Raw genomic sequence first — 19,379 nt, 5'->3', positions numbered from 1 at the left:
GTTACCCTGCAGGTTCTTGAAGCGATAGCGAAAGCAGCCGAAGCGTATAAAAGTAGAGCCCGACCCTTGTGGTCACGCCCAAAGTAATCTGTAATTACAATAAAAACCTTTTTTTATCGTAATGTTATCAATTTACTAAAGACTAGATGCGTTTACACAAATTTTAGTATTTTGCACATGTCTTTACTTAGAGGACGACTTCACTTAATTTTTTACAATTGATAGATCAATTAGAGTACAACACGGAGAGAGATCATCTCATCATACCCGAGTACGGGCGCCATATACAGAAAATGGTAAATGATGCGACGGCAATGGAAGACGCAGATGAGCGTAATAAAACAGCTAAGGCAATCATAGCGGTAATGGGTAATTTACAACCACACTTGCGTGATGTGCCAGATTTTCAACACAAGCTTTGGGATCAGTTATTTATAATGTCTGACTTTCAACTTGATGTAGAATCTCCATATGGTAAACCATCAAGAGAGGAGCTTGCAGAGCGTCCACAACCTTTAGAATACCCACAAAATCACCCTAAATACCGATTTTATGGTAATAACATCAAACGTATGATTGATGTAGCCGTAGGCTGGGAAAAAGGAGAAATGCGAGAAGGACTTGCTATGACCATTGCAAATCATATGAAAAAGTGTTTCTTAAACTGGAATAAAGATACGGTAGATGATGATGTGATATTTGATCATTTATTTGAGCTAAGTAATGGTGAGATTAATCTCAAAGAACGTGATGAAGAATTACGAGATTCCGACAGATTAATAAGAGCAAATAAGAAAGCAAAAGCTGCCGATAATCCTGTTAAGAAGAGGAGCTACTCAAAAAATAACAACAATAACCGCAAGAAGCGTTACTAAAAATATATATTTCTAATTAACTATGGCAACATTTCAGATCGAGGGAGGTCACCAGCTTAAGGGCGACATCCAACCACAAGGAGCAAAAAATGAGGCACTACAAATTTTATGTGGCGTATTACTCACTCCTGAAAAAGTAACCATAAGTAATGTGCCAGACATTATAGATGTAAACAAGCTCATCATGATCTTGCAAAATCTAGGCGTTAAGGTAGAGAAAATAACCAAAGGTGAATTCACTTTTCAAGCGGATGATCTCAATCTTGAGTACCTAGAAAGTGAGAAGTTTAAGAAAGAAGGGAGTGGTCTGCGTGGATCGATAATGATTGTAGGGCCATTACTAGCTCGCTTTGGAAAAGGATATATTCCTCGCCCGGGAGGAGATAAAATAGGACGTAGACGTCTTGATACGCACTTTGAAGGTTTTATTAAACTTGGAGCAAAATTTCGCTACAACCGTGAGGAGCGATTCTATGGTGTAGAGGCACCTAACGGACTTACAGGTGCATACATGCTACTAGACGAAGCATCTGTTACTGGTACTGCAAACATTGTAATGGCAGCTGTACTTGCAAAAGGAACAACTACAATTTATAATGCCGCTTGTGAGCCTTATTTACAGCAGCTTTGTAAAATGATGGTACGCATGGGAGCAAATATCCAAGGCATAGGCTCAAACATGCTTATTATAGAAGGAGTAGAGAAACTAGGTGGTTGCGAGCATAGAGTATTACCAGACATGATCGAAATAGGATCATGGATAGGTCTTGCAGCAATGACTAAGAGCGAGATTACAATTAAAAATGTAAGCTGGGATGATCTAGGTGTTATACCTAATACCTTTAGAAAACTAGGGATTACCTTAGAACGCAAGGGAGATGATATTTACATTCCTGCACATACAGAGGGTTACCAGGTGGAATCATATATTGATGGTTCATTTATGACCATTTCTGATGCACCATGGCCAGGTTTTACTCCAGATCTTTTAAGTATTATTCTTGTAGTGGCAACCCAAGCAAAGGGCGAACTAATGGTTCACCAGAAAATGTTTGAAAGCCGTTTGTTCTTTACAGATAAGCTTATAGATATGGGAGCAAAAGTGATACTTTGTGATCCGCATCGTGCAACTGTGATTGGACATAACTTCCAGTCTACGCTTAAGGCTACCACAATGACATCGCCAGATATACGTGCCGGTATCTCATTACTTATTGCAGCTTTAAGTGCAAAAGGAACTTCTACTATTCATAATATCGAGCAAATAGACCGTGGATATGAAAACATAGATGAGCGTCTTAGAGCAATAGGAGCAAAAATCACTAGAATAGATTAATCTAATCTCTAGTTATAAAATTTAAAAAAGGCGCAAATATCATTTGCGCCTTTTTTGTGGAATAGATTCTACCTTTGTGTACATGATTCGTTTAATCAGCATAACGCTTTTATTTTCAATACTCATCTTATCTTGTGATCAAATGGAGGAACCTCAAATTCATAATACGCCTATTGTTATTGCACACAGGGGAGCACAATTTTTATATCCCGAGCATACGATGGAAGGGTATAAAAAAGCAATCGAACTAGGCGCAGATTTTATAGAGCCAGATCTTGTGATGACAAAGGATGGAATTCTTGTAGCTAGGCATGAGCCTTTTATTTCTGAAACGACTAATGTCTCTGCGCTCCCAGAATATGCAGATCGTAAAACAACCAAAATGCTTGATGGTGTAGCTGTGACAGATTGGTTTGTATCTGACTTCACGTTTAGCGAACTCAAAACCCTACGAGCTAGGCAGTCTTGGGAAGAGAGAACTCACGAGTATGATGATCTTTTTGAGATCCCTACGTTTGAGGAGATTATCGCTTTCGCGAAAGCGCATAAAACCACATCAGGAAATTCTGTGGGTATTTATCCAGAATTAAAGCATCCTAGTTTTCATAAAAGTCTAGGGCTCGCCATGGAAGATGTCTTCCTTAATCAGATTACAATGGCTGGTTATGTAAGTAAGACTTCTCCCATTTTTGTGCAATGTTTTGAGGTGAGTACGTTGCAGTACATAGCAACTCATTCTGAAGTGAGACTTATACAGCTTATTGGTGCAGCTGGAATCTCTAGTAATGGAGATTTACGCTTCACTAAAGAAGATGGCAGCTATGATCCAGAAGGGCAACCTTATGATTTCATACTTAATAAAAATGCTCGCACGTACAGCTACTTTACAACCGAAGAGGGAATGAAGTTTGTCTCCGCCTATGCAGATGGAATAGGTCCTTGGAAACCTTTTGTAATTTCTTATAGTAAAACAGATGAAGGAGAGGTTGAGGTGCTAGCTCCTACAGATTTTGTTGCGATGGCACATAAGTATAAGTTAGAAGTGCATCCGTACACCTTTAGAAAAGAAGATACCCTGTGGAATAATAATAAGAGTGGTGCAACCGAGTATCAATTGTTTTTTGAGGCAGGGGTAGACGGAGTTTTTAGCGATTATACTAAGGATGCTGTTGCTGCTAGAAACAAATTCTTTACTACTAGAGATTAGTTATTATAAGTAATAATATTTTCTTTACTTCTTTTGTTACCTTTGCAGTCCTCAAAAATTGAGCAATTTTTTCAAATCATCACCACATGTCCTCTACAAAGAAAGTCGCATTTTATACATTAGGTTGTAAACTCAATTTTTCAGAGACTAGTACTATTGCTCGTAGTTTTGGACAGGAAGGTTTTGATAAAGTCGAGTTTTCTGAGCCTGCAGATGTCTATGTGATAAATACATGTAGTGTGACAGAAAATGCAGATAAGCGTTTTAAGTCTATTGTAAAACAAGCTCAAAAAGTAAATCCAGAAGGAGTCACTGTCGCAGTAGGTTGTTATGCACAACTCAAGCCAGAAGAGCTTGCTGCTGTAGATGGTGTAGATCTCGTTCTTGGAGCGACAGAGAAGTTTAATGTTACTAGCTATATAAACGATTTACTAGATAATCCAGATAGATCTAAGGAAGGTGGAGAAGTGCACGCTTGTGAGATTCAAGATGCAGATTTCTATGTGAGTTCTTATTCTATAGGAGATCGAACTCGTGCCTTTCTAAAGGTGCAAGATGGCTGTGATTATAAATGCACCTATTGTACCATACCACTCGCTAGAGGTATTTCTAGAAGTGATACATTACAAAATGTATTGGACAACGCTTCAAAAATAGCTGCACAAGACATAAAAGAGATTGTCCTTACTGGAGTTAATATAGGAGATTACGGTAAGGGTGAATTTGGTAATAAAAAGCACGAGCATACTTTTTTAGAACTTGTACAAGAGCTTGATAAAGTAGAAGGAATAGAACGCTTAAGAATATCTTCTATAGAGCCTAATCTTCTTAAGAATGAAACAATAGATGTGGTGTCTAAGTCACGCACTTTTGTACCTCATTTTCACATTCCACTGCAGAGTGGAAGTAACAAGATTCTTGGGTTAATGCGTCGTCGTTATCAACGAGAGTTGTATGTAGACCGTGTTGCTAAAATAAAGGAGGTTATGCCCCACGCTTGTATAGGTGTAGATGTAATCGTAGGTTTTCCAGGAGAAACAGATGAGGATTTTCTAGAAACGTATAATTTCCTTACTAGTTTAGATATCTCTTACCTACACGTCTTCACGTACTCAGAACGTGATAATACTCCTGCAGCCGCAATGGATGGCGTAGTTCCCAAAAAAGTGCGAAGTAAACGTAGTAAAATGTTACGAGGACTTTCAGCCAAAATGCGTAGAGCATTCTATGAGTCTCAATTAAACAGCACGCGTACTGTACTTTTTGAAAGTGAGAATAAGGAAGGCTACATTCACGGGTTTACAGAAAATTACGTAAAAGTAAAATTTCCTTGGAATCCAGAACTTGTAAATACATTGCATGAGGTGGAGCTAACTTCCATAGACGATGATGGAATGGTAAGATTTGAATTTACAAAAGTTGAGGTGTAGATAATCGCTTTCGCAAAAGCGCACTTTAAAAATCTACTCTTCTTTACTATCCAGAATATCAATAAATCGCGTGTTCTTAATTTCTTCCCATTCTTCTTTGAGAATAGAATAACAACAAGAATTACGACGTCTGCCATTCTTTGTAATAATATCCTTGCGCATAATACCTTCAAGCGTTGCGCCTAGTTTTTCTACCGCTTTTCTTGAGCGAGTATTACGCTCATCAATACGAAATTCTACGCGTTCATACCGTAGCTTTTCAAAGGCATAACGTAACATGAGAAACTTAACATGTAAATTAAGACCGCTTCCGCGAAAATCTTCTCCAAGCCACGTCCATCCTATATGAACTACTTTATTTAAGGCGTCTATGTTACCAAATCGAGTAGATCCAGCAAATTTGCCATGTTTTTTATCAAAAATTATAAATGGTAAAGCAGTTCCTACAGATTGCCTTTTAATCGCGTCTTTTATATAAGCTGTAAGTTTAGGCCCAGTAGATATATCTGAACCGCCATAAGCGTTAAGATCGACTTCTTGTGATAGTGGAAGAAGATCACTGTAGTGATAATTTTCTAAGGCAAGTAATTTAGCTCTTTCGTTTTCTAATGTCTTTACTTTCATATCAAAAAAAATGTGTCGTATTTAAAAATACGACACATTTTGTAAGAAGCGATATGTTATGAGTTATTATACTCCTAAAATCTCAGCATCTACTTTAAATTTAGTGTAAATCTCGATTTCGTGATCAGACTCTATAGTTTGATCTGTTGTTGTTTCTGTACGTAATCTGTAAGAATCTTTCTTAATGTACTCTTCAAGCTCTACATTTTCTATGTCTAGCGTGAGTGAGCGAGCTCCATTTTCTGGTATACCCACTTTAGAAGCTATGAGTTGTTCTGGAAGACCATCTGCAGTGATATAAATGAAAATTTCATTTAAAAAATCAAAATCACCAGAAGCAGGTGTTTGAAGGTCAAGTCTTATTGCGGTTAACTTTACACTCTCCACAAGGCTAGAATTTGTATTGTTGTTCTCAAATTCTGACTCTGAGTTTGTTGTAGTCTCCGGAGTAACAATATCAAACGGCGTACCTAATAGGGTAGTGGCCTGTATGGTAAAATTTGTAGTGTAGTCTATATCAAACTTAGTGAGCTCGTCTATTTTATCACAAGAGATAAATGTTAGTATAAGTAGTGTGATAGCTAGTGTCTTTTTAATCATAATAGAGGGTTTTGTGTTCAATATTAACGAAATTTGATATGCGAAAGTATCTAAAATTTGTTTGCTTGAAAGATTTATATGAAAAATAGTAAAGAAGAAGTACTAGCACGTCTAGCAGAGAGTTGTAAAAATACTTTAATGGAAACCTTAGATATTACTTATATCGATTTTGGAGAGGATTTTCTTGTAGCACAAATGCCTGTAACTCCAAAAGTGCATCAGCCAGATGGAGTATTACATGGAGGTGCAATGGTTGCACTTGCAGAGAGTGTAGGGAGCGCGGCTAGTTTTATGTTTCTCAATCAGGAGCATACTATAAGGGGTATAGAAATCTCGGCAAATCATGTAAAGAGTAAGCGCGATGGGATGGTCTATGCAAAAGCTACATTTATACATAAAGGAAGAACCACCCAGCTTTGGAACATCGATGTGGTAGATGAAAACGATGCTCTTATTTCAAAATGTAAATTGACTACAATCGCTTTGCCTAGGAAGTAATGAATAGCACAGACTTTTTTGAACATATCGAAGAGCATTTTGAAAGTACATTACCATTTGTAGTGTACAGAAAACCTAATGAAGAAAAGATTCATGCGCTTTTACAAGATGATGAAACGCTACATGAAGTAAATGACTTCTCAGAAAGCGGCTTTGTGTTTGCTCCTTTTGATGCATCAACATCAGAGACTGTCTTAATTCCTGCCGAAGAGTCTTTTGTAATGGAGCTCGATTCCTTTGAAAATGAGATGTTATTAGAAGCAGAAACAATCTTAGTTAACCATACAAAGGAGGATCGTGAGGTTCATATTAAACTAGTAAATAGAGGAATTGAAGCCATAGCAGATACGGCTATGAAGAAAGTTGTGCTTTCGCGAAAGCAAAACATACCACATAATTATGAGTCTCCTGTTGAGATTTTCAAGCGATTACTTGGAACTTATAAGACCGCGTTTGTGTATTGCTGGTATCACCCTAATGTAGGTCTGTGGCTAGGAGCTACGCCGGAAACATTATTATCTATAAATAATAGACGTTTGCATACAATGTCGCTAGCTGGAACTCAGAAAACAAGCGCTAGTTCTGATGTGGTCTGGGGAGAAAAAGAACAAGAGGAACAACAATTTGTGACAGATTCTATTGTCGAAAATCTATCGACGCTTGTAAATGATCTTCAAGTTTCTGATGTTACGACCCAGCAAGCGGGAACTTTGCTGCACCTCAAGACCGATATTTCTGCGATCATCAATGAAAATGAAACAAGCATAGCTGCTGTAATAAATGCTTTACATCCCACACCAGCCGTTTGCGGACTACCAAAAAATGAAGCAAAAGATTTCATTCTTAATCATGAAGGATATGAACGTTCTTATTATACAGGGTTCTTAGGAGAACTTAATTATAAAACAGAAAAAAAGAGAGCAAGTACACGTAGGAATGTTGAGAATCTAGCGTATGGCGCCATAAAAAAGCATACACACTTATTTGTAAACCTACGATGTATGGAAGTAGATGCTAGTGGAGCACAGTTATATGTAGGTGGCGGAGTAACAGCATCAAGTGATGCTGTAGCAGAGTGGGAGGAAACCGTAAATAAGCTTCAAACCGTAGCAAAAGTACTACGTACTACATAATGTGAGTGTATGATCTGAGAAACTAAATATCTCAAATTTTCTACATTTCCTGATTGTGGATGCCTAATTCTATAGGGTAGAAATTGTATTTTTGTTACTAATGATCCACTCTAAAATTCCTGTAGCACAATCTATCGTTCACCTTTGCTTAAGTAAAGGAATTGATACGGTTATTATATCTCCAGGGTCCCGTAACGCACCGCTCACTATTGAGTTTACAAAAAATCCAAATATAAAAGCATACAGCATTGTAGATGAGCGTTGTGCAGCCTTTGTAGCTTTAGGAATAGCACAGCAATCTAGAAAACCGGTGGCTATTGTATGTACTTCGGGTAGTGCTTTACTTAATTACTATCCTGCAATCTCTGAAGCTTTTTATAGTGATATACCGCTTATCGCTATAAGTGCAGATAGACCTATTGAACGTATAGATATAGGAGATGGACAGACTATAAGGCAGAAGAACGTTTTTGAAAATCACATTTTGTATTCGGCAAATTTATATTCAGAATTAGTGCCTACAGACGAGGTTACGGATACTAAGGTTGCCCAGAAAATAAAGGAAAGCCAGCGACATAATGATCAAGAGATTAATAAAGCGCTCAATATTGCGATTGAACAATCTGGTCCAGTACATATTAATGTTCCTTTTTACGAGCCTTTGTATGAGATGACAGATGTGGCGATAGCAAAACCTATAGAAGTAGCACCTCACAAAATTATTGGTGAGTTATCTCTAGACGAGTTACAGCCATATATGGATAGCTGGAGTAAAGCAACGCGTAAGCTTGTAATTATTGGCGTTCAGGAACCTAATATGATGGATCAATCATTACTTGATATGCTAGGCAATGATCCAAGCGTTATTGTGTTTACAGAGACTACTTCAAATGTTTCTCATCCTAATTTTTTTACGCGCATAGATAACATTATAGGTAGTCTGGATGATGACGGCTTTAAAGCATTGCAGCCAGATATTGTATTAACCTTTGGAGGAATGGTAGTTTCAAAAAAGGTAAAAGCTTTTCTTAGAAATTACCAGCCACAACAACACTGGCATGTAGATACCAAGAAAGCTTATGATACTTATTTCTGTCTCAATAAGCACTTTGAAACATCTGCCTCTCACTTTTTAGAAAGCCTGAGAGAGCACACTTCTTACTCTCAAAGCCCTTACCAAAAGGAATGGCTCGCTGTAAGGGAAAAACGCGATATACTGCATACAGAGTATATCAATCAAATGGAATGGTGCGATTTTAAGGCATTTGACCATATTCTCAGTGAGATTCCAGATCACTCAATGCTGCAACTAGGTAATAGTAGTACTGTGAGATATGCCCAGCTATTTGATATTAATAAAACGCTTGAGGTTTATTGTAATAGAGGAACTAGTGGTATAGATGGAAGCACCAGTACGGCAATAGGTGCTGCTATGGTAAGTACAAAGCCAACTACACTCATTACTGGAGAGCTAAGTTTTTTTTACGATAGTAATGCGCTGTGGAACAAGAATATCCCGCAAGATTTCAAAATCATCGTTATTAACAACAGTGGAGGAGGTATTTTCCGCATCTTGCCTAACAAGGATAAGAACACAGATAACTTTGATGAGTTTTTTGAAACTACGCATGATCTTTCGGCAGAGAAATTATGTGAGATGTATAATTTTAAGTACTTAAAAGCAGATAGTGAGGAAGGTTGCGCTTTCGCGAAAGCGGAGTTATATGCATCTAACGATAAACCTACATTGCTTGAAATCTTCACACCGCGCAAAATCAACGATAAAGTGTTACTCGATTACTTTAACTTTATCAAGTAAGCTTTTTTAAGGAGAGTTTAACTTTTTGTTTATCTTTAGGAAGTAAAATCGAATTAACTAAACTAGTAATAACATAATTATGAGCAAAAGAGAAGAACTCATCGCTAAGTATGCAGATGATTTAAAAAACAAATGTGGAGTAACTCCAGATATGGATTTCCTTACAAAAGTAACAATAGGATGTGGACCGTCTATCTATAATAAAGACTCATCTACAGTTTCTGGAGGTAGTGCTACAGAAATCGCTACTGTGAAGAATAACTTCTTAATAAAAAAGCTAGGTCTTGCAGATAGCGCAGACTTAGATAAGGCTATCGATAGTGTTCTTGAAACATACGGAAAGTCTAACCGTAATAAATATCGTGCTGTAGTATACTATATGCTAGCTAAGCACTTTAAAAAAGAGTCTGTTTACAAATAGACTACTATTACATTTTATATGTAGAAAACGCTTTGACAACAAGTCAAAGCGTTTTTTTGTTTTAAGGCAGCTATTTGTTTGCTTAATCGTCTCAGGTATTCCTCTCAAATTCTTGTTATTTGTACCCATAGATTAAGTCAGACGTAGATGGTTGTTTGTAATTCAAGTAATCGTATTTTTGCACTTTAATTAAGATTATGTTAGATATAGGAAAGTACCATATAATGAGAATAGATAGAGAGACAGAGCCTGGGCTTTTTCTTTCTAATGAAGCAGGAGATGACGTCTTGTTACCCAATAAATATGTGCCAGAGGAGTATAAAATATGGGATGAACTTAACGTGTATGTTTATCTTGATCATGAAGAGAGGCCGGTAGCGACTACTCTTAAGCCTTTTATAGAGCTTAATGACTTTGGTTATTTGCGTTGTACTGCCGTAAATGAAGTAGGAGCATTTTTAGATTGGGGACTTGAAAAAGAACTTTTTGTTCCATTTGCTCAACAAGCTAGACCTATGAAAGTAGGAAGCTGGTACATTGTTTACATGTATCTAGATGCAAAAACAAACCGTCTTGCGGCTACAAGCAAAACCATGAAGTATTTATCTAACGATAATGTTGAGGTTAAGAAATTTGATAAAGTAGAGGTGATTATTTCTCACATTACAGAGCGCGGTGCAAATGCAATTGTAAATAGTAAGCATAAGGGACTCATTTACAAGGAAGATATTTTTGAAGATATAAGAACTGGTGATAAGCTTGAAGCATGGGTGAAGAAGGTGAGACCAGATGGGAAAATAGATCTAGTCCTGCAAGAAGAAGGATACAAAAGTATAGAGCCTAATGCACAGTATATCTTTGACGAACTTCAAGCAAATGATGGATTCATGGCTTTGCATGATAAATCTGATCCAGTAGATATACAAAACCAATTAGGGTTAAGTAAAAAAAGTTTTAAAAAAGCGATTGGGACTTTGTATCGAGATCGTAAAATACTTATCAAGGATGACGGAATACATCTTATAGATTAGTTTTCTAAAATAAGTCCTAAAAACAGTAGGCAGCTCATCGAGCTGCCTACTGTTTTTATATATTGAGGATTTTAAAATATTCTTAGTAAACTGGACTAGATGAGCGACTAGTGACCCATTCAACAGCTGTGGGTAAGTTGTCAAATATTCTAGGTTCAAATGGATAAAATTTGCTCTCAAAAATGGAAGACTTTTTACTAGTCTCATTATAACTTACAATGGCGACTTTAGCATTAGGGATATTGAAAGGCTCAGTATTCATAAGTGCTGTAGGAACAACAGCATAAGCATTAAGTCTATTTGATATGTATCCAAATGTGTCTAAATGGTTAAAATGATCTTTGATAAGCGAGGCTAGATATTCGTAATTTTGAGCATCAAGTAAAACGCCTTCTTTAAATTCTGTTACGAGATAATTTTTAAACATAGTAACAGATCCGATGTCTAGATGATATATAGTTTCAATATCTTCTATAGACTTTAATTCCCTTATACTCATTGACTTTGGTAGTTGTGATTATTACTTAAAGATAATTTGAATAAAAACCTTAAGGATAATAAGTTACAAAGGGACTACTGTATAGTGTTAAAATTCAATTAGTCGATAAAAGTGGCTATTTCGTCGAGTTTAAAAACGAATCTTTCTAGAAATTTGTTTTGATAGCCCTTCTTTATGCATAAGCACAGAGATAGCCTTGAGACGTATGTAGGGCACACTCATATATATGTAGCCATCATACTTCGTTCTTCCAGAGTCTGTACCCCACGAGTTTTTTACTTTATAATAGACATTACCATTTTGATCTGTTGCTTTTCCTGTAATATGCATCAAGTGGTCATCTGTAGTATTATAGTTTTCAAACTCATCTTGACGGTATTGTTGTGTAATTGTTTTTTCTTGCTCTGGTCCTAGTACAGCGAGTTTCTTATTACTTTCATTATCTGGAATTACAGCTACACCGTGTTTTGAAGAAAAAGATAACTCACTCACATCACAATCTAGCGTTACTGTAAAACCGTTGCTCAATGCATTATCTATATTTGAGACAAACTCATCTAGCGGAAGATTATACATCGCTCCATTAGAAAAGTTATCAGGAATATTAAGAATAAACGATTTGTAAAATGGCTGGTGAGTAAAAGAAGTTAGTGTTACATAATCGCTAGGCACTATCTTCATTTCCTTCGCAAACTCTTTAGGAGTGTACGTTTTACCATCATAAGAAAAATTAGTAATATTCTCACCTAGATAAACATCCAGCACCTTATCTACTGCGGTTTTCCACTTTTTGCTTAAAGTTCTTCCTGGATTATCTATATAAGTGTCTAGCATACTATGTATAACGGCCACCATTTCGGCGTGGTTATGTTTGGTGTCTGTGAGTGTCAGGCCGGTGTAGGCACTGTTTGGTGCTAGGCCATAGCGCGTAACACTATTAATGACATCGTGCGCGAGTCCGCCTTCAGAAAATTGAGCCTTTCCTTGACGCATTACATAATTTTCAGCTTTTGCCGGGTAAGTATTCCTTACTGTGTGCATTTCTGAAAGGTCTACCATTTTACCAGTAAGTCTAGCAATCTCGCTTTCTAAAAATGAAGATGTACTAAAACTCCAGCACGTTCCTGTTACTCCTTGACTTATGACTGGTGTAGCCTGTAAATCAATAGTATCTGTAAAAATGTAGGAACCCGTAGTGTTTTCTTGTGCGTAATACGCTTTCGCGAAAGCAAAAACAACGACAATACTTAGTAGTACTTTTTTCATCATCTAGTAATAAAGAATTATTTTTACGTAAAAATAGCATATTATGGATAAGCCAAACTGGCAAACAGCCAAAGAATATAAAGACATAACTTACAAAAAGAGTAACGGTGTTGCTCGTATAGCGTTTAATAGACCAGACGTGCGCAACGCGTTTAGGCCTAATACTACAAAGGAATTATATGATGCCTTTTATGATGCAAATGAAGATACATCTATAGGAGTAGTGTTGCTCTCTGCCGAAGGGCCATCTTCTAAAGACGGTATTTATAGTTTTTGCTCTGGAGGAGATCAAAAAGCGCGTGGTAAAGAAGGTTATGTAGGTGAAGATGGATATCATAGATTAAATATACTTGAGGTGCAACGTCTCATACGTTTTATGCCTAAGGCGGTAATTGCTGTTGTCCCGGGATGGGCAGTAGGAGGTGGGCATAGCCTGCACGTAGTTTGTGACCTAACTCTTGCAAGTAAGGAACACGCTATTTTTAAACAAACAGATGCAGATGTAACTTCTTTTGACGGTGGTTACGGAAGTGCTTACCTCGCAAAAATGGTAGGTCAAAAGAAAGCGAGAGAGATTTTCTTTTTAGGTAGAAACTATTCTGCTCAAGAGGCTTATGAGATGGGTATGGTAAATGCAGTGATACCTCACGCAGAGCTAGAAGATACTGCCTACGAGTGGGCGCAAGAGATTCTTGCAAAATCACCTATATCTATAAAGATGCTCAAATTTGCGATGAACCTTACAGACGACGGTATGGTGGGACAACAAGTTTTTGCTGGAGAGGCTACACGTCTAGCATATATGACAGATGAGGCCGTAGAGGGTAGAAATGCATTTTTAGAAAAAAGAGCACCTAACTTTGACAAGAAGTGGATTCCTTAATAAAAGGAATAATTTAATAGTACACATAAAAAATCCCGCTCTATATTATAGAGCGAGATTTTTATTAAAAACGCTTTCGCGAAAGCGTAACTACTACTTATTCAAAATATGAAAACGTCTCACCATCTTCTATAGTAAGCAGCGTTTCATAAATAAGTTTTATTACATTCTCTACATCTTCACGGTGTACCATCTCAACAGTAGTGTGCATATATCTTAACGGTAATGATATAAGAGCAGAGGCAACACCGCTACCGCTATAAGCAAAAGCATCTGTATCTGTACCCGTAGCACGAGAAAGTGCAGCTCTCTGGAAAGGAATCTCTTTCTTCTCTGCCGTTTCTGTGATGCGGTCACGTAGTTTTTGCTGTACAGCAGGAGCATAAGCAACTACAGGGCCTTTGCCTATCTCTGCGTGTCCCTGTTTTTTCATATCTATCATAGGTGTTGTCGTGTCGTGAGTAACATCTGTGACAATGGCAACATCTGGTTTTATACGTTCTGCAATCATTTGTGCTCCACGCAGTCCTATCTCTTCTTGTACGGAGTTTGTGATGTATAGTCCAAAAGGTAGTTTCTTTTTATTCTCGTGTAAAAGTCTCGCTACCTCTGCAATCATAAAACCACCAGCGCGGTTATCTATCGCTCTACACACAAATTTATCGTCATTAAGGATGTGGAAGGTGTCTGGATATGTAATTACACAACCTACGTGTACACCCATTTTTTCTACCTCCTCTTTATCTTTTGCTCCTATGTCTATAAAGATATTGTCAGGTTTTGGCGCCTCTTCTTTTGCTTTATTACGAGTATGTATTGCTGGCCAACCAAAAACTCCTTTTACAATTCCGTTTTTAGTATGCACGTTTACAATCTTAGAAGGTGCAATCTGGTGATCACTACCACCATTGCGTATTACATATATAAGACCATTATCTGCTATGTAATTTACATACCAAGAGATTTCATCTGCGTGACCTTCTATTACAACCTTATATTTTGCCTCAGGATTTATTACCGCAACCGCCGTACCGTAGGTATCTGTGATAAACTCATCTACATATGGTTTGAGATAATCCATCCATAATTTCTGTCCATCCCACTCATAGCCTGTAGGAGCTGCGTTGTTGAGGTAACTCTCAAGAAAGTCTAGAGACTTTTTATTTAAAATGCTTTTTGAAGCCATAGAATAATATTTTTTTTAAAAGTAAGAATATTAACCAAGAGTTAATGACGTTATAGCACTCTAATCTTTAATTTTGGAATGATTTTAGCTTAAAGCGAAATAAAAAAGATGCGCATACATAATCTCCTATATATAATAGTATTCATAGCAGGGCTTGCACAAGCTCAAGAAACTCCTGTAGATTCAACAGAAGTTGAAATTGAATATTACATCATACAAGGAGATACAATTCCAAGGAGTGCTATAGATCTTAATGAGGTAATCGTTTTTAAAAGGCTAAAATTTGATAATAAGCAAGACCGAAGACGATACCTAATACTGCGCCGTAAAACCAGAAAGGTTTTTCCTTATGCAAAACTCGCTGCAGATAGGCTGGTCGCGCTTAATAATAGACTTGACTCCATAGAGGGTAAACGTGCTAGAAAGAAATACACAAAAATCATTCATAAATACCTAGAAGGCGAATTTTCGGCAGAGCTTAAGAAACTCACACGCACAGAAGGGCAAATACTTATTAAACTCATACATCGTCAAACAGGTGAGACAGCCTTCGAGTTAATAAAAAGACTACGTAGTGGCTGGAGAGCATTTTGGTATAACACCACTGCAAGCGCTTTTGATATTTCACTTAAGAGAGAATTCAATCCAGAACAAGAACAAGAGGATTACCTTATAGAAGATATACTACAGCGTTCTTTTCAATCAGGTATACTTGAGCCGCAGCCTAGTGTGTTAGATTTTAAATTTCTCGAATTATCAGATAAGTGGAAGAATAAAGGAGTAGAGTAGTGCTGTACTTATTGTATAAGTAATATCACTTTACGCTTTCGCGAAAATTTCTAGGGTGGTTTTTGCAGCTATTTGATGGTTGGTGAGGTTGGAATTGCTAGTTTCTCTGAGTTTATGGACTGTAAAATAGAGTTCCTTTAGGTTGATTGAGGTGTCAATCAAATTATTTTAAAAGCTAGTTCTTGTGTTTACAGGGAGTTGCATATTTCCTTAAAATTTTCTCAAGAATATTCTTGTCAGATTAGAACTTCGGTGTATCTTTGCCACCCGCTTCACGGTAAGCGTTTGTTCTTTTAAATGGCTTTAAAAAGTTTGTTTTTATTTCTTCAAATTATTTTTCAAAAGATAGTTTGTGATTAGGAAAAAGGTTGTAGTTTTGCAGCCGCTAACAAACGGAGGTTATTTGTGAGTTATGTTCATTGCGATTGTTACTTGGTTTTGGAGGTTGAAAATTAAATTTCAATTATTTTTAAGATTAAGTTGTGAGTTTAAAAAACAGTTGTATATTTGCACCCGCTTAGAGAAACAGTAACATATCTAGCGAAGTTCAAGAGTTTTTATTGAGATGTTTTGGAAGATTAGTTAGTCTAATTTGAGGTTCGATTCCTTGGCATTTACAAGAGTTTTCTACTATTAATAGTAGTAGAGAAAGTTCATTGATTTATTGAATTGACAGCGCGTATTAATACCTTCGGGTATTATTACAAAGAATTTGAAAACTAGAAGTTTATTATTGACCGGATATTTCGAGTTGTGAGGAGTTAAAATTATTAACAACACACGATGAAGAGTTTGATCCTGGCTCAGGATGAACGCTAGCGGCAGGCTTAACACATGCAAGTCGAGGGGTAACAGGAGTAGCTTGCTATTTGCTGACGACCGGCGCACGGGTGCGTAACGCGTATAGAATCTACCTTATACTGGGGGATAGCCTTTGGAAACGAAGATTAATACCCCATAGTATTATTTTTTGGCATCATTAAATAATTAAAGTTTCGACGGTATAAGATGACTATGCGTTCTATTAGTTAGTTGGTAAGGTAACGGCTTACCAAGACTGCGATAGATAGGGGTCCTGAGAGGGAGATCCCCCACACTGGTACTGAGACACGGACCAGACTCCTACGGGAGGCAGCAGTGAGGAATATTGGACAATGGAGGCAACTCTGATCCAGCCATGCCGCGTGTAGGAAGACTGCCCTATGGGTTGTAAACTACTTTTATATGGGAAGAATAAGGTCTACGTGTAGACTGATGACGGTACCATAAGAATAAGCACCGGCTAACTCCGTGCCAGCAGCCGCGGTAATACGGAGGGTGCAAGCGTTATCCGGAATCATTGGGTTTAAAGGGTCCGTAGGCGGGCATATAAGTCAGTGGTGAAAGTCTGTGGCTTAACCATAGAATTGCCATTGATACTGTATGTCTTGAATTATTGTGAAGTGGTTAGAATATGTAGTGTAGCGGTGAAATGCTTAGAGATTACATAGAATACCGATTGCGAAGGCAGATCACTAACAATATATTGACGCTGATGGACGAAAGCGTAGGTAGCGAACAGGATTAGATACCCTGGTAGTCTACGCCGTAAACGATGGATACTAGTTGTTTGGCCTTCGGGCTGAGTGACTAAGCGAAAGTGATAAGTATCCCACCTGGGGAGTACGTTCGCAAGAATGAAACTCAAAGGAATTGACGGGGGCCCGCACAAGCGGTGGAGCATGTGGTTTAATTCGATGATACGCGAGGAACCTTACCAGGGCTTAAATGTAGTCTGACAGCTTTAGAGATAGAGTTTTCTTCGGACAGATTACAAGGTGCTGCATGGTTGTCGTCAGCTCGTGCCGTGAGGTGTCAGGTTAAGTCCTATAACGAGCGCAACCCCTGTGGTTAGTTGCCAGCGAGTAATGTCGGGAACTCTAGCCAGACTGCCGGTGCAAACCGTGAGGAAGGTGGGGATGACGTCAAATCATCACGGCCCTTACGTCCTGGGCCACACACGTGCTACAATGGTAGGGACAGAGAGCAGCCACTTAGCGATAAGGAGCGAATCTATAAACCCTATCTCAGTTCGGATTGGAGTCTGCAACTCGACTCCATGAAGCTGGAATCGCTAGTAATCGGATATCAGCCATGATCCGGTGAATACGTTCCCGGGCCTTGTACACACCGCCCGTCAAGCCATGGAAGCTGGGGGTACCTGAAGTCCGTCACCGTAAGGAGCGGCCTAGGGTAAAACTGGTAACTAGGGCTAAGTCGTAACAAGGTAGCCGTACCGGAAGGTGCGGCTGGAACACCTCCTTTCTAGAGCTTGTCCCTGTTATGGTGCGTTATGTATTTATATGTAACAATATCTTTAACAAACAGCAAACGACTTACAACCGAAAGGTTAGTAGTAGGTTTTAGTTTTCAATAGCTGTCGATTTAATTTTAATAAACAAGTAAATAGTAGTTAGACTTTAGTATTGAGTTTTTTACTTAAGACTATTACTTAACAACTATAGATTGTTTAATTACAGTCTCATAGCTCAGCTGGTTAGAGCGCTACACTGATAATGTAGAGGTCGGCAGTTCGAGTCTGCCTGAGACTACTGGTTACGCTTTCGCGAAAGCTTAATAAATCGCGATGTTCATTTTATTACATTTTGAAGGAAATTTTAGAAGTTGAGAATCATTACTTCGTCATTCGAAATCTGATGTCATCATCTTGATTTCATAAAAATGGGGGATTAGCTCAGCTGGCTAGAGCGCCTGCCTTGCACGCAGGAGGTCATCGGTTCGACTCCGATATTCTCCACCAAGATAGTTACTTTATAGTAGTTATCATCCTTAGGTATAAAGGATATAGTTTTTAAAAACACAGGATTCACGAGAGTGCAATACGTTTTTATTTACATAGATCTTATACTGATTATGGGAAAACGTTCATTGACATATTGGGAAATAATTAAAGAATACGAGAAGTCGTATGTAACCTAGCCGGTTATATACGCAAGAATATGAATATAATATGATTAACTCATTATAATATAAAGGTTTATGTATTTTATACATAAGCCCTTAAAAGAGCAATAAGTACAATAAGCTAATTAAGGGCGTATGGGGAATGCCTAGGCTCTCAGAGGCGATGAAGGACGTGATAAGCTGCGAAAAGTTGCGGGGATCTGCACACAAGAATTGATCCGCAAATATCCGAATGGGGCAACCCGGTATATTGAAGATATATCACCAGCAATGGGGCAAACCCGGAGAACTGAAACATCTAAGTACCCGGAGGAGAAGAAAACAATAGTGATTCCGCTAGTAGTGGCGAGCGAACGCGGATTAGCCCAAACCTATTATGTTACGGCATAATGGGGGTTGTAGGACCACGATATTTTGTGCTTTATGAATTAGAATACTTTGGAAAGAGTAGCCATAGACGGTGATAGCCCGGTATAAGTAAAGACAGTTACAGATAGTGGTATCCTGAGTAGTGCGGGGCACGTGAAACCCTGTATGAAACTGTGGGGACCATCCCATAAGGCTAAATACTCCTGAGAGACCGATAGTGAACCAGTACCGTGAGGGAAAGGTGAAAAGAACCCTGAATAAGGGAGTGAAATAGAACCTGAAACCATACGCTTACAAGCGGTCGGAGGTCTTCGGACTGACGGCGTGCCTTTTGCATAATGAGCCTACGAGTTACTTTAACTAGCAAGGTTAAGATTTTTAGGATCGGAGCCGTAGCGAAAGCGAGTCTGAATAGGGCGTTTTAGTTAGTTTGAGTAGACGCGAAACCG

General features: G+C 38.1%; 16 protein-coding genes, 2 tRNA genes and 2 rRNA genes (1 of these 20 cut by a window edge). 15 read left to right on the top strand and 5 right to left on the bottom strand.

What is annotated here, in order from left to right; translation table 11 throughout:
- Window positions 1-218: 218 nt before the first annotated feature.
- The 4 genes from SJY23_RS00105 (at window position 219) to mtaB (ending at window position 4,848) form a co-directional block, all read left to right on the top strand.
- Complete coding sequence (locus SJY23_RS00105) at window positions 219-875, top strand: DUF4290 domain-containing protein (protein WP_035336322.1); 657 nt, start codon at window positions 219-221, stop codon at window positions 873-875.
- 22 nt (window positions 876-897) lie between these two features.
- Window positions 898-2,211, top strand: coding sequence for a UDP-N-acetylglucosamine 1-carboxyvinyltransferase (gene murA, locus SJY23_RS00100; RefSeq protein ID WP_396596998.1), 1,314 nt, complete (start codon window positions 898-900; stop codon window positions 2,209-2,211).
- 82 nt (window positions 2,212-2,293) lie between these two features.
- On the top strand, window positions 2,294-3,418 hold the full coding sequence (locus SJY23_RS00095; RefSeq protein ID WP_396596997.1) for a glycerophosphodiester phosphodiesterase: 1,125 nt from the start codon (window positions 2,294-2,296) through the stop codon (window positions 3,416-3,418).
- 86 nt (window positions 3,419-3,504) lie between these two features.
- On the top strand, window positions 3,505-4,848 hold the full coding sequence (mtaB, locus tag SJY23_RS00090) for a tRNA (N(6)-L-threonylcarbamoyladenosine(37)-C(2))-methylthiotransferase MtaB (protein ID WP_396596996.1): 1,344 nt from the start codon (window positions 3,505-3,507) through the stop codon (window positions 4,846-4,848).
- A gap of 33 nt (window positions 4,849-4,881) precedes the next feature.
- On the opposite strand, the gene SJY23_RS00085 is transcribed toward mtaB, so the two are convergent.
- Complete coding sequence (locus SJY23_RS00085; protein WP_396596995.1) at window positions 4,882-5,472, bottom strand: GNAT family N-acetyltransferase; 591 nt, start codon at window positions 5,470-5,472, stop codon at window positions 4,882-4,884.
- A 66-nt stretch (window positions 5,473-5,538) separates the two neighbouring features.
- A complete protein-coding gene (locus SJY23_RS00080) occupies window positions 5,539-6,072 on the bottom strand; it encodes a hypothetical protein (RefSeq protein ID WP_396596994.1) in 534 nt (177 codons plus the stop codon).
- Between the two features lie 78 nt (window positions 6,073-6,150).
- On the opposite strand from SJY23_RS00080, the gene SJY23_RS00075 reads away from it, so the two are divergent.
- The 5 genes from SJY23_RS00075 to SJY23_RS00055 all read left to right on the top strand — a co-directional run bounded on the left by SJY23_RS00075 (window position 6,151) and on the right by SJY23_RS00055 (window position 10,974).
- The gene (locus SJY23_RS00075) at window positions 6,151-6,570 is read left to right on the top strand and encodes a PaaI family thioesterase (protein ID WP_035336328.1); all 420 of its coding nucleotides are present in this window, start codon (window positions 6,151-6,153) and stop codon (window positions 6,568-6,570) included.
- On the top strand, window positions 6,570-7,703 hold the full coding sequence (locus tag SJY23_RS00070) for a chorismate-binding protein (RefSeq protein WP_396596993.1): 1,134 nt from the start codon (window positions 6,570-6,572) through the stop codon (window positions 7,701-7,703). Before SJY23_RS00075 ends, SJY23_RS00070 begins: the two co-directional genes overlap by 1 nt.
- 100 nt (window positions 7,704-7,803) lie before the next feature.
- Window positions 7,804-9,522 (top strand): 2-succinyl-5-enolpyruvyl-6-hydroxy-3-cyclohexene-1-carboxylic-acid synthase, encoded by a 1,719-nt coding sequence (gene menD / locus SJY23_RS00065; protein ID WP_396596992.1) that lies wholly within the window; start codon window positions 7,804-7,806, stop codon window positions 9,520-9,522.
- 79 nt (window positions 9,523-9,601) lie between these two features.
- Window positions 9,602-9,943 (top strand): DUF2853 family protein, encoded by a 342-nt coding sequence (locus SJY23_RS00060; protein WP_035336332.1) that lies wholly within the window; start codon window positions 9,602-9,604, stop codon window positions 9,941-9,943.
- Window positions 9,944-10,140: 197 nt separating this feature from the next.
- Complete coding sequence (locus SJY23_RS00055) at window positions 10,141-10,974, top strand: S1 RNA-binding domain-containing protein (protein ID WP_035336333.1); 834 nt, start codon at window positions 10,141-10,143, stop codon at window positions 10,972-10,974.
- Window positions 10,975-11,056: 82 nt separating this feature from the next.
- Here the strand turns inward: SJY23_RS00055 and SJY23_RS00050 are convergent, their stop codons facing one another.
- Window positions 11,057-11,473, bottom strand: a complete 417-nt coding sequence (locus SJY23_RS00050; protein ID WP_051583871.1) for a hypothetical protein — start codon at window positions 11,471-11,473, stop codon at window positions 11,057-11,059.
- A gap of 129 nt (window positions 11,474-11,602) precedes the next feature.
- Complete coding sequence (locus SJY23_RS00045; RefSeq protein WP_396598085.1) at window positions 11,603-12,739, bottom strand: C1 family peptidase; 1,137 nt, start codon at window positions 12,737-12,739, stop codon at window positions 11,603-11,605.
- A 43-nt stretch (window positions 12,740-12,782) separates the two neighbouring features.
- Here SJY23_RS00045 and SJY23_RS00040 point away from each other — a divergent pair, with 43 nt between their 5' ends.
- A complete protein-coding gene (locus tag SJY23_RS00040; RefSeq protein WP_298354275.1) occupies window positions 12,783-13,622 on the top strand; it encodes a 1,4-dihydroxy-2-naphthoyl-CoA synthase in 840 nt (279 codons plus the stop codon).
- A gap of 97 nt (window positions 13,623-13,719) precedes the next feature.
- On the opposite strand, the gene SJY23_RS00035 is transcribed toward SJY23_RS00040, so the two are convergent.
- Entirely contained in the window at window positions 13,720-14,808 is a 1,089-nt protein-coding gene (locus tag SJY23_RS00035) for a M42 family metallopeptidase (RefSeq protein WP_035336334.1), read from the bottom strand.
- Window positions 14,809-14,916: 108 nt separating this feature from the next.
- On the opposite strand from SJY23_RS00035, the gene SJY23_RS00030 reads away from it, so the two are divergent.
- The 5 genes from SJY23_RS00030 to SJY23_RS00010 all read left to right on the top strand — a co-directional run.
- Complete coding sequence (locus SJY23_RS00030) at window positions 14,917-15,597, top strand: DUF4294 domain-containing protein (protein WP_035336335.1); 681 nt, start codon at window positions 14,917-14,919, stop codon at window positions 15,595-15,597.
- A 780-nt stretch (window positions 15,598-16,377) separates the two neighbouring features.
- Window positions 16,378-17,901: ribosomal RNA gene (locus SJY23_RS00025) — 16S ribosomal RNA — on the top strand.
- 213 nt (window positions 17,902-18,114) lie between these two features.
- Window positions 18,115-18,188, top strand: a tRNA-Ile gene (locus SJY23_RS00020).
- 132 nt (window positions 18,189-18,320) lie between these two features.
- Window positions 18,321-18,397: transfer RNA gene (locus SJY23_RS00015), tRNA-Ala, on the top strand.
- Window positions 18,398-18,676: 279 nt separating this feature from the next.
- Window positions 18,677-19,379, top strand: a 23S ribosomal RNA gene (locus tag SJY23_RS00010) (it continues 2,124 nt past the right edge of the window).
- Together the 16S and 23S rRNA genes with 2 tRNA genes alongside form the textbook arrangement of a ribosomal RNA operon.

The organism is Dokdonia sp. R86516 (assembly GCF_044596715.1).
In the GTDB taxonomy this organism is placed as follows: Bacteria; Bacteroidota; Bacteroidia; order Flavobacteriales; family Flavobacteriaceae; genus Dokdonia.
Note: the sequence above shows the minus strand (reverse complement) of the source record. Positions and strands in the feature narration are given on the sequence as shown.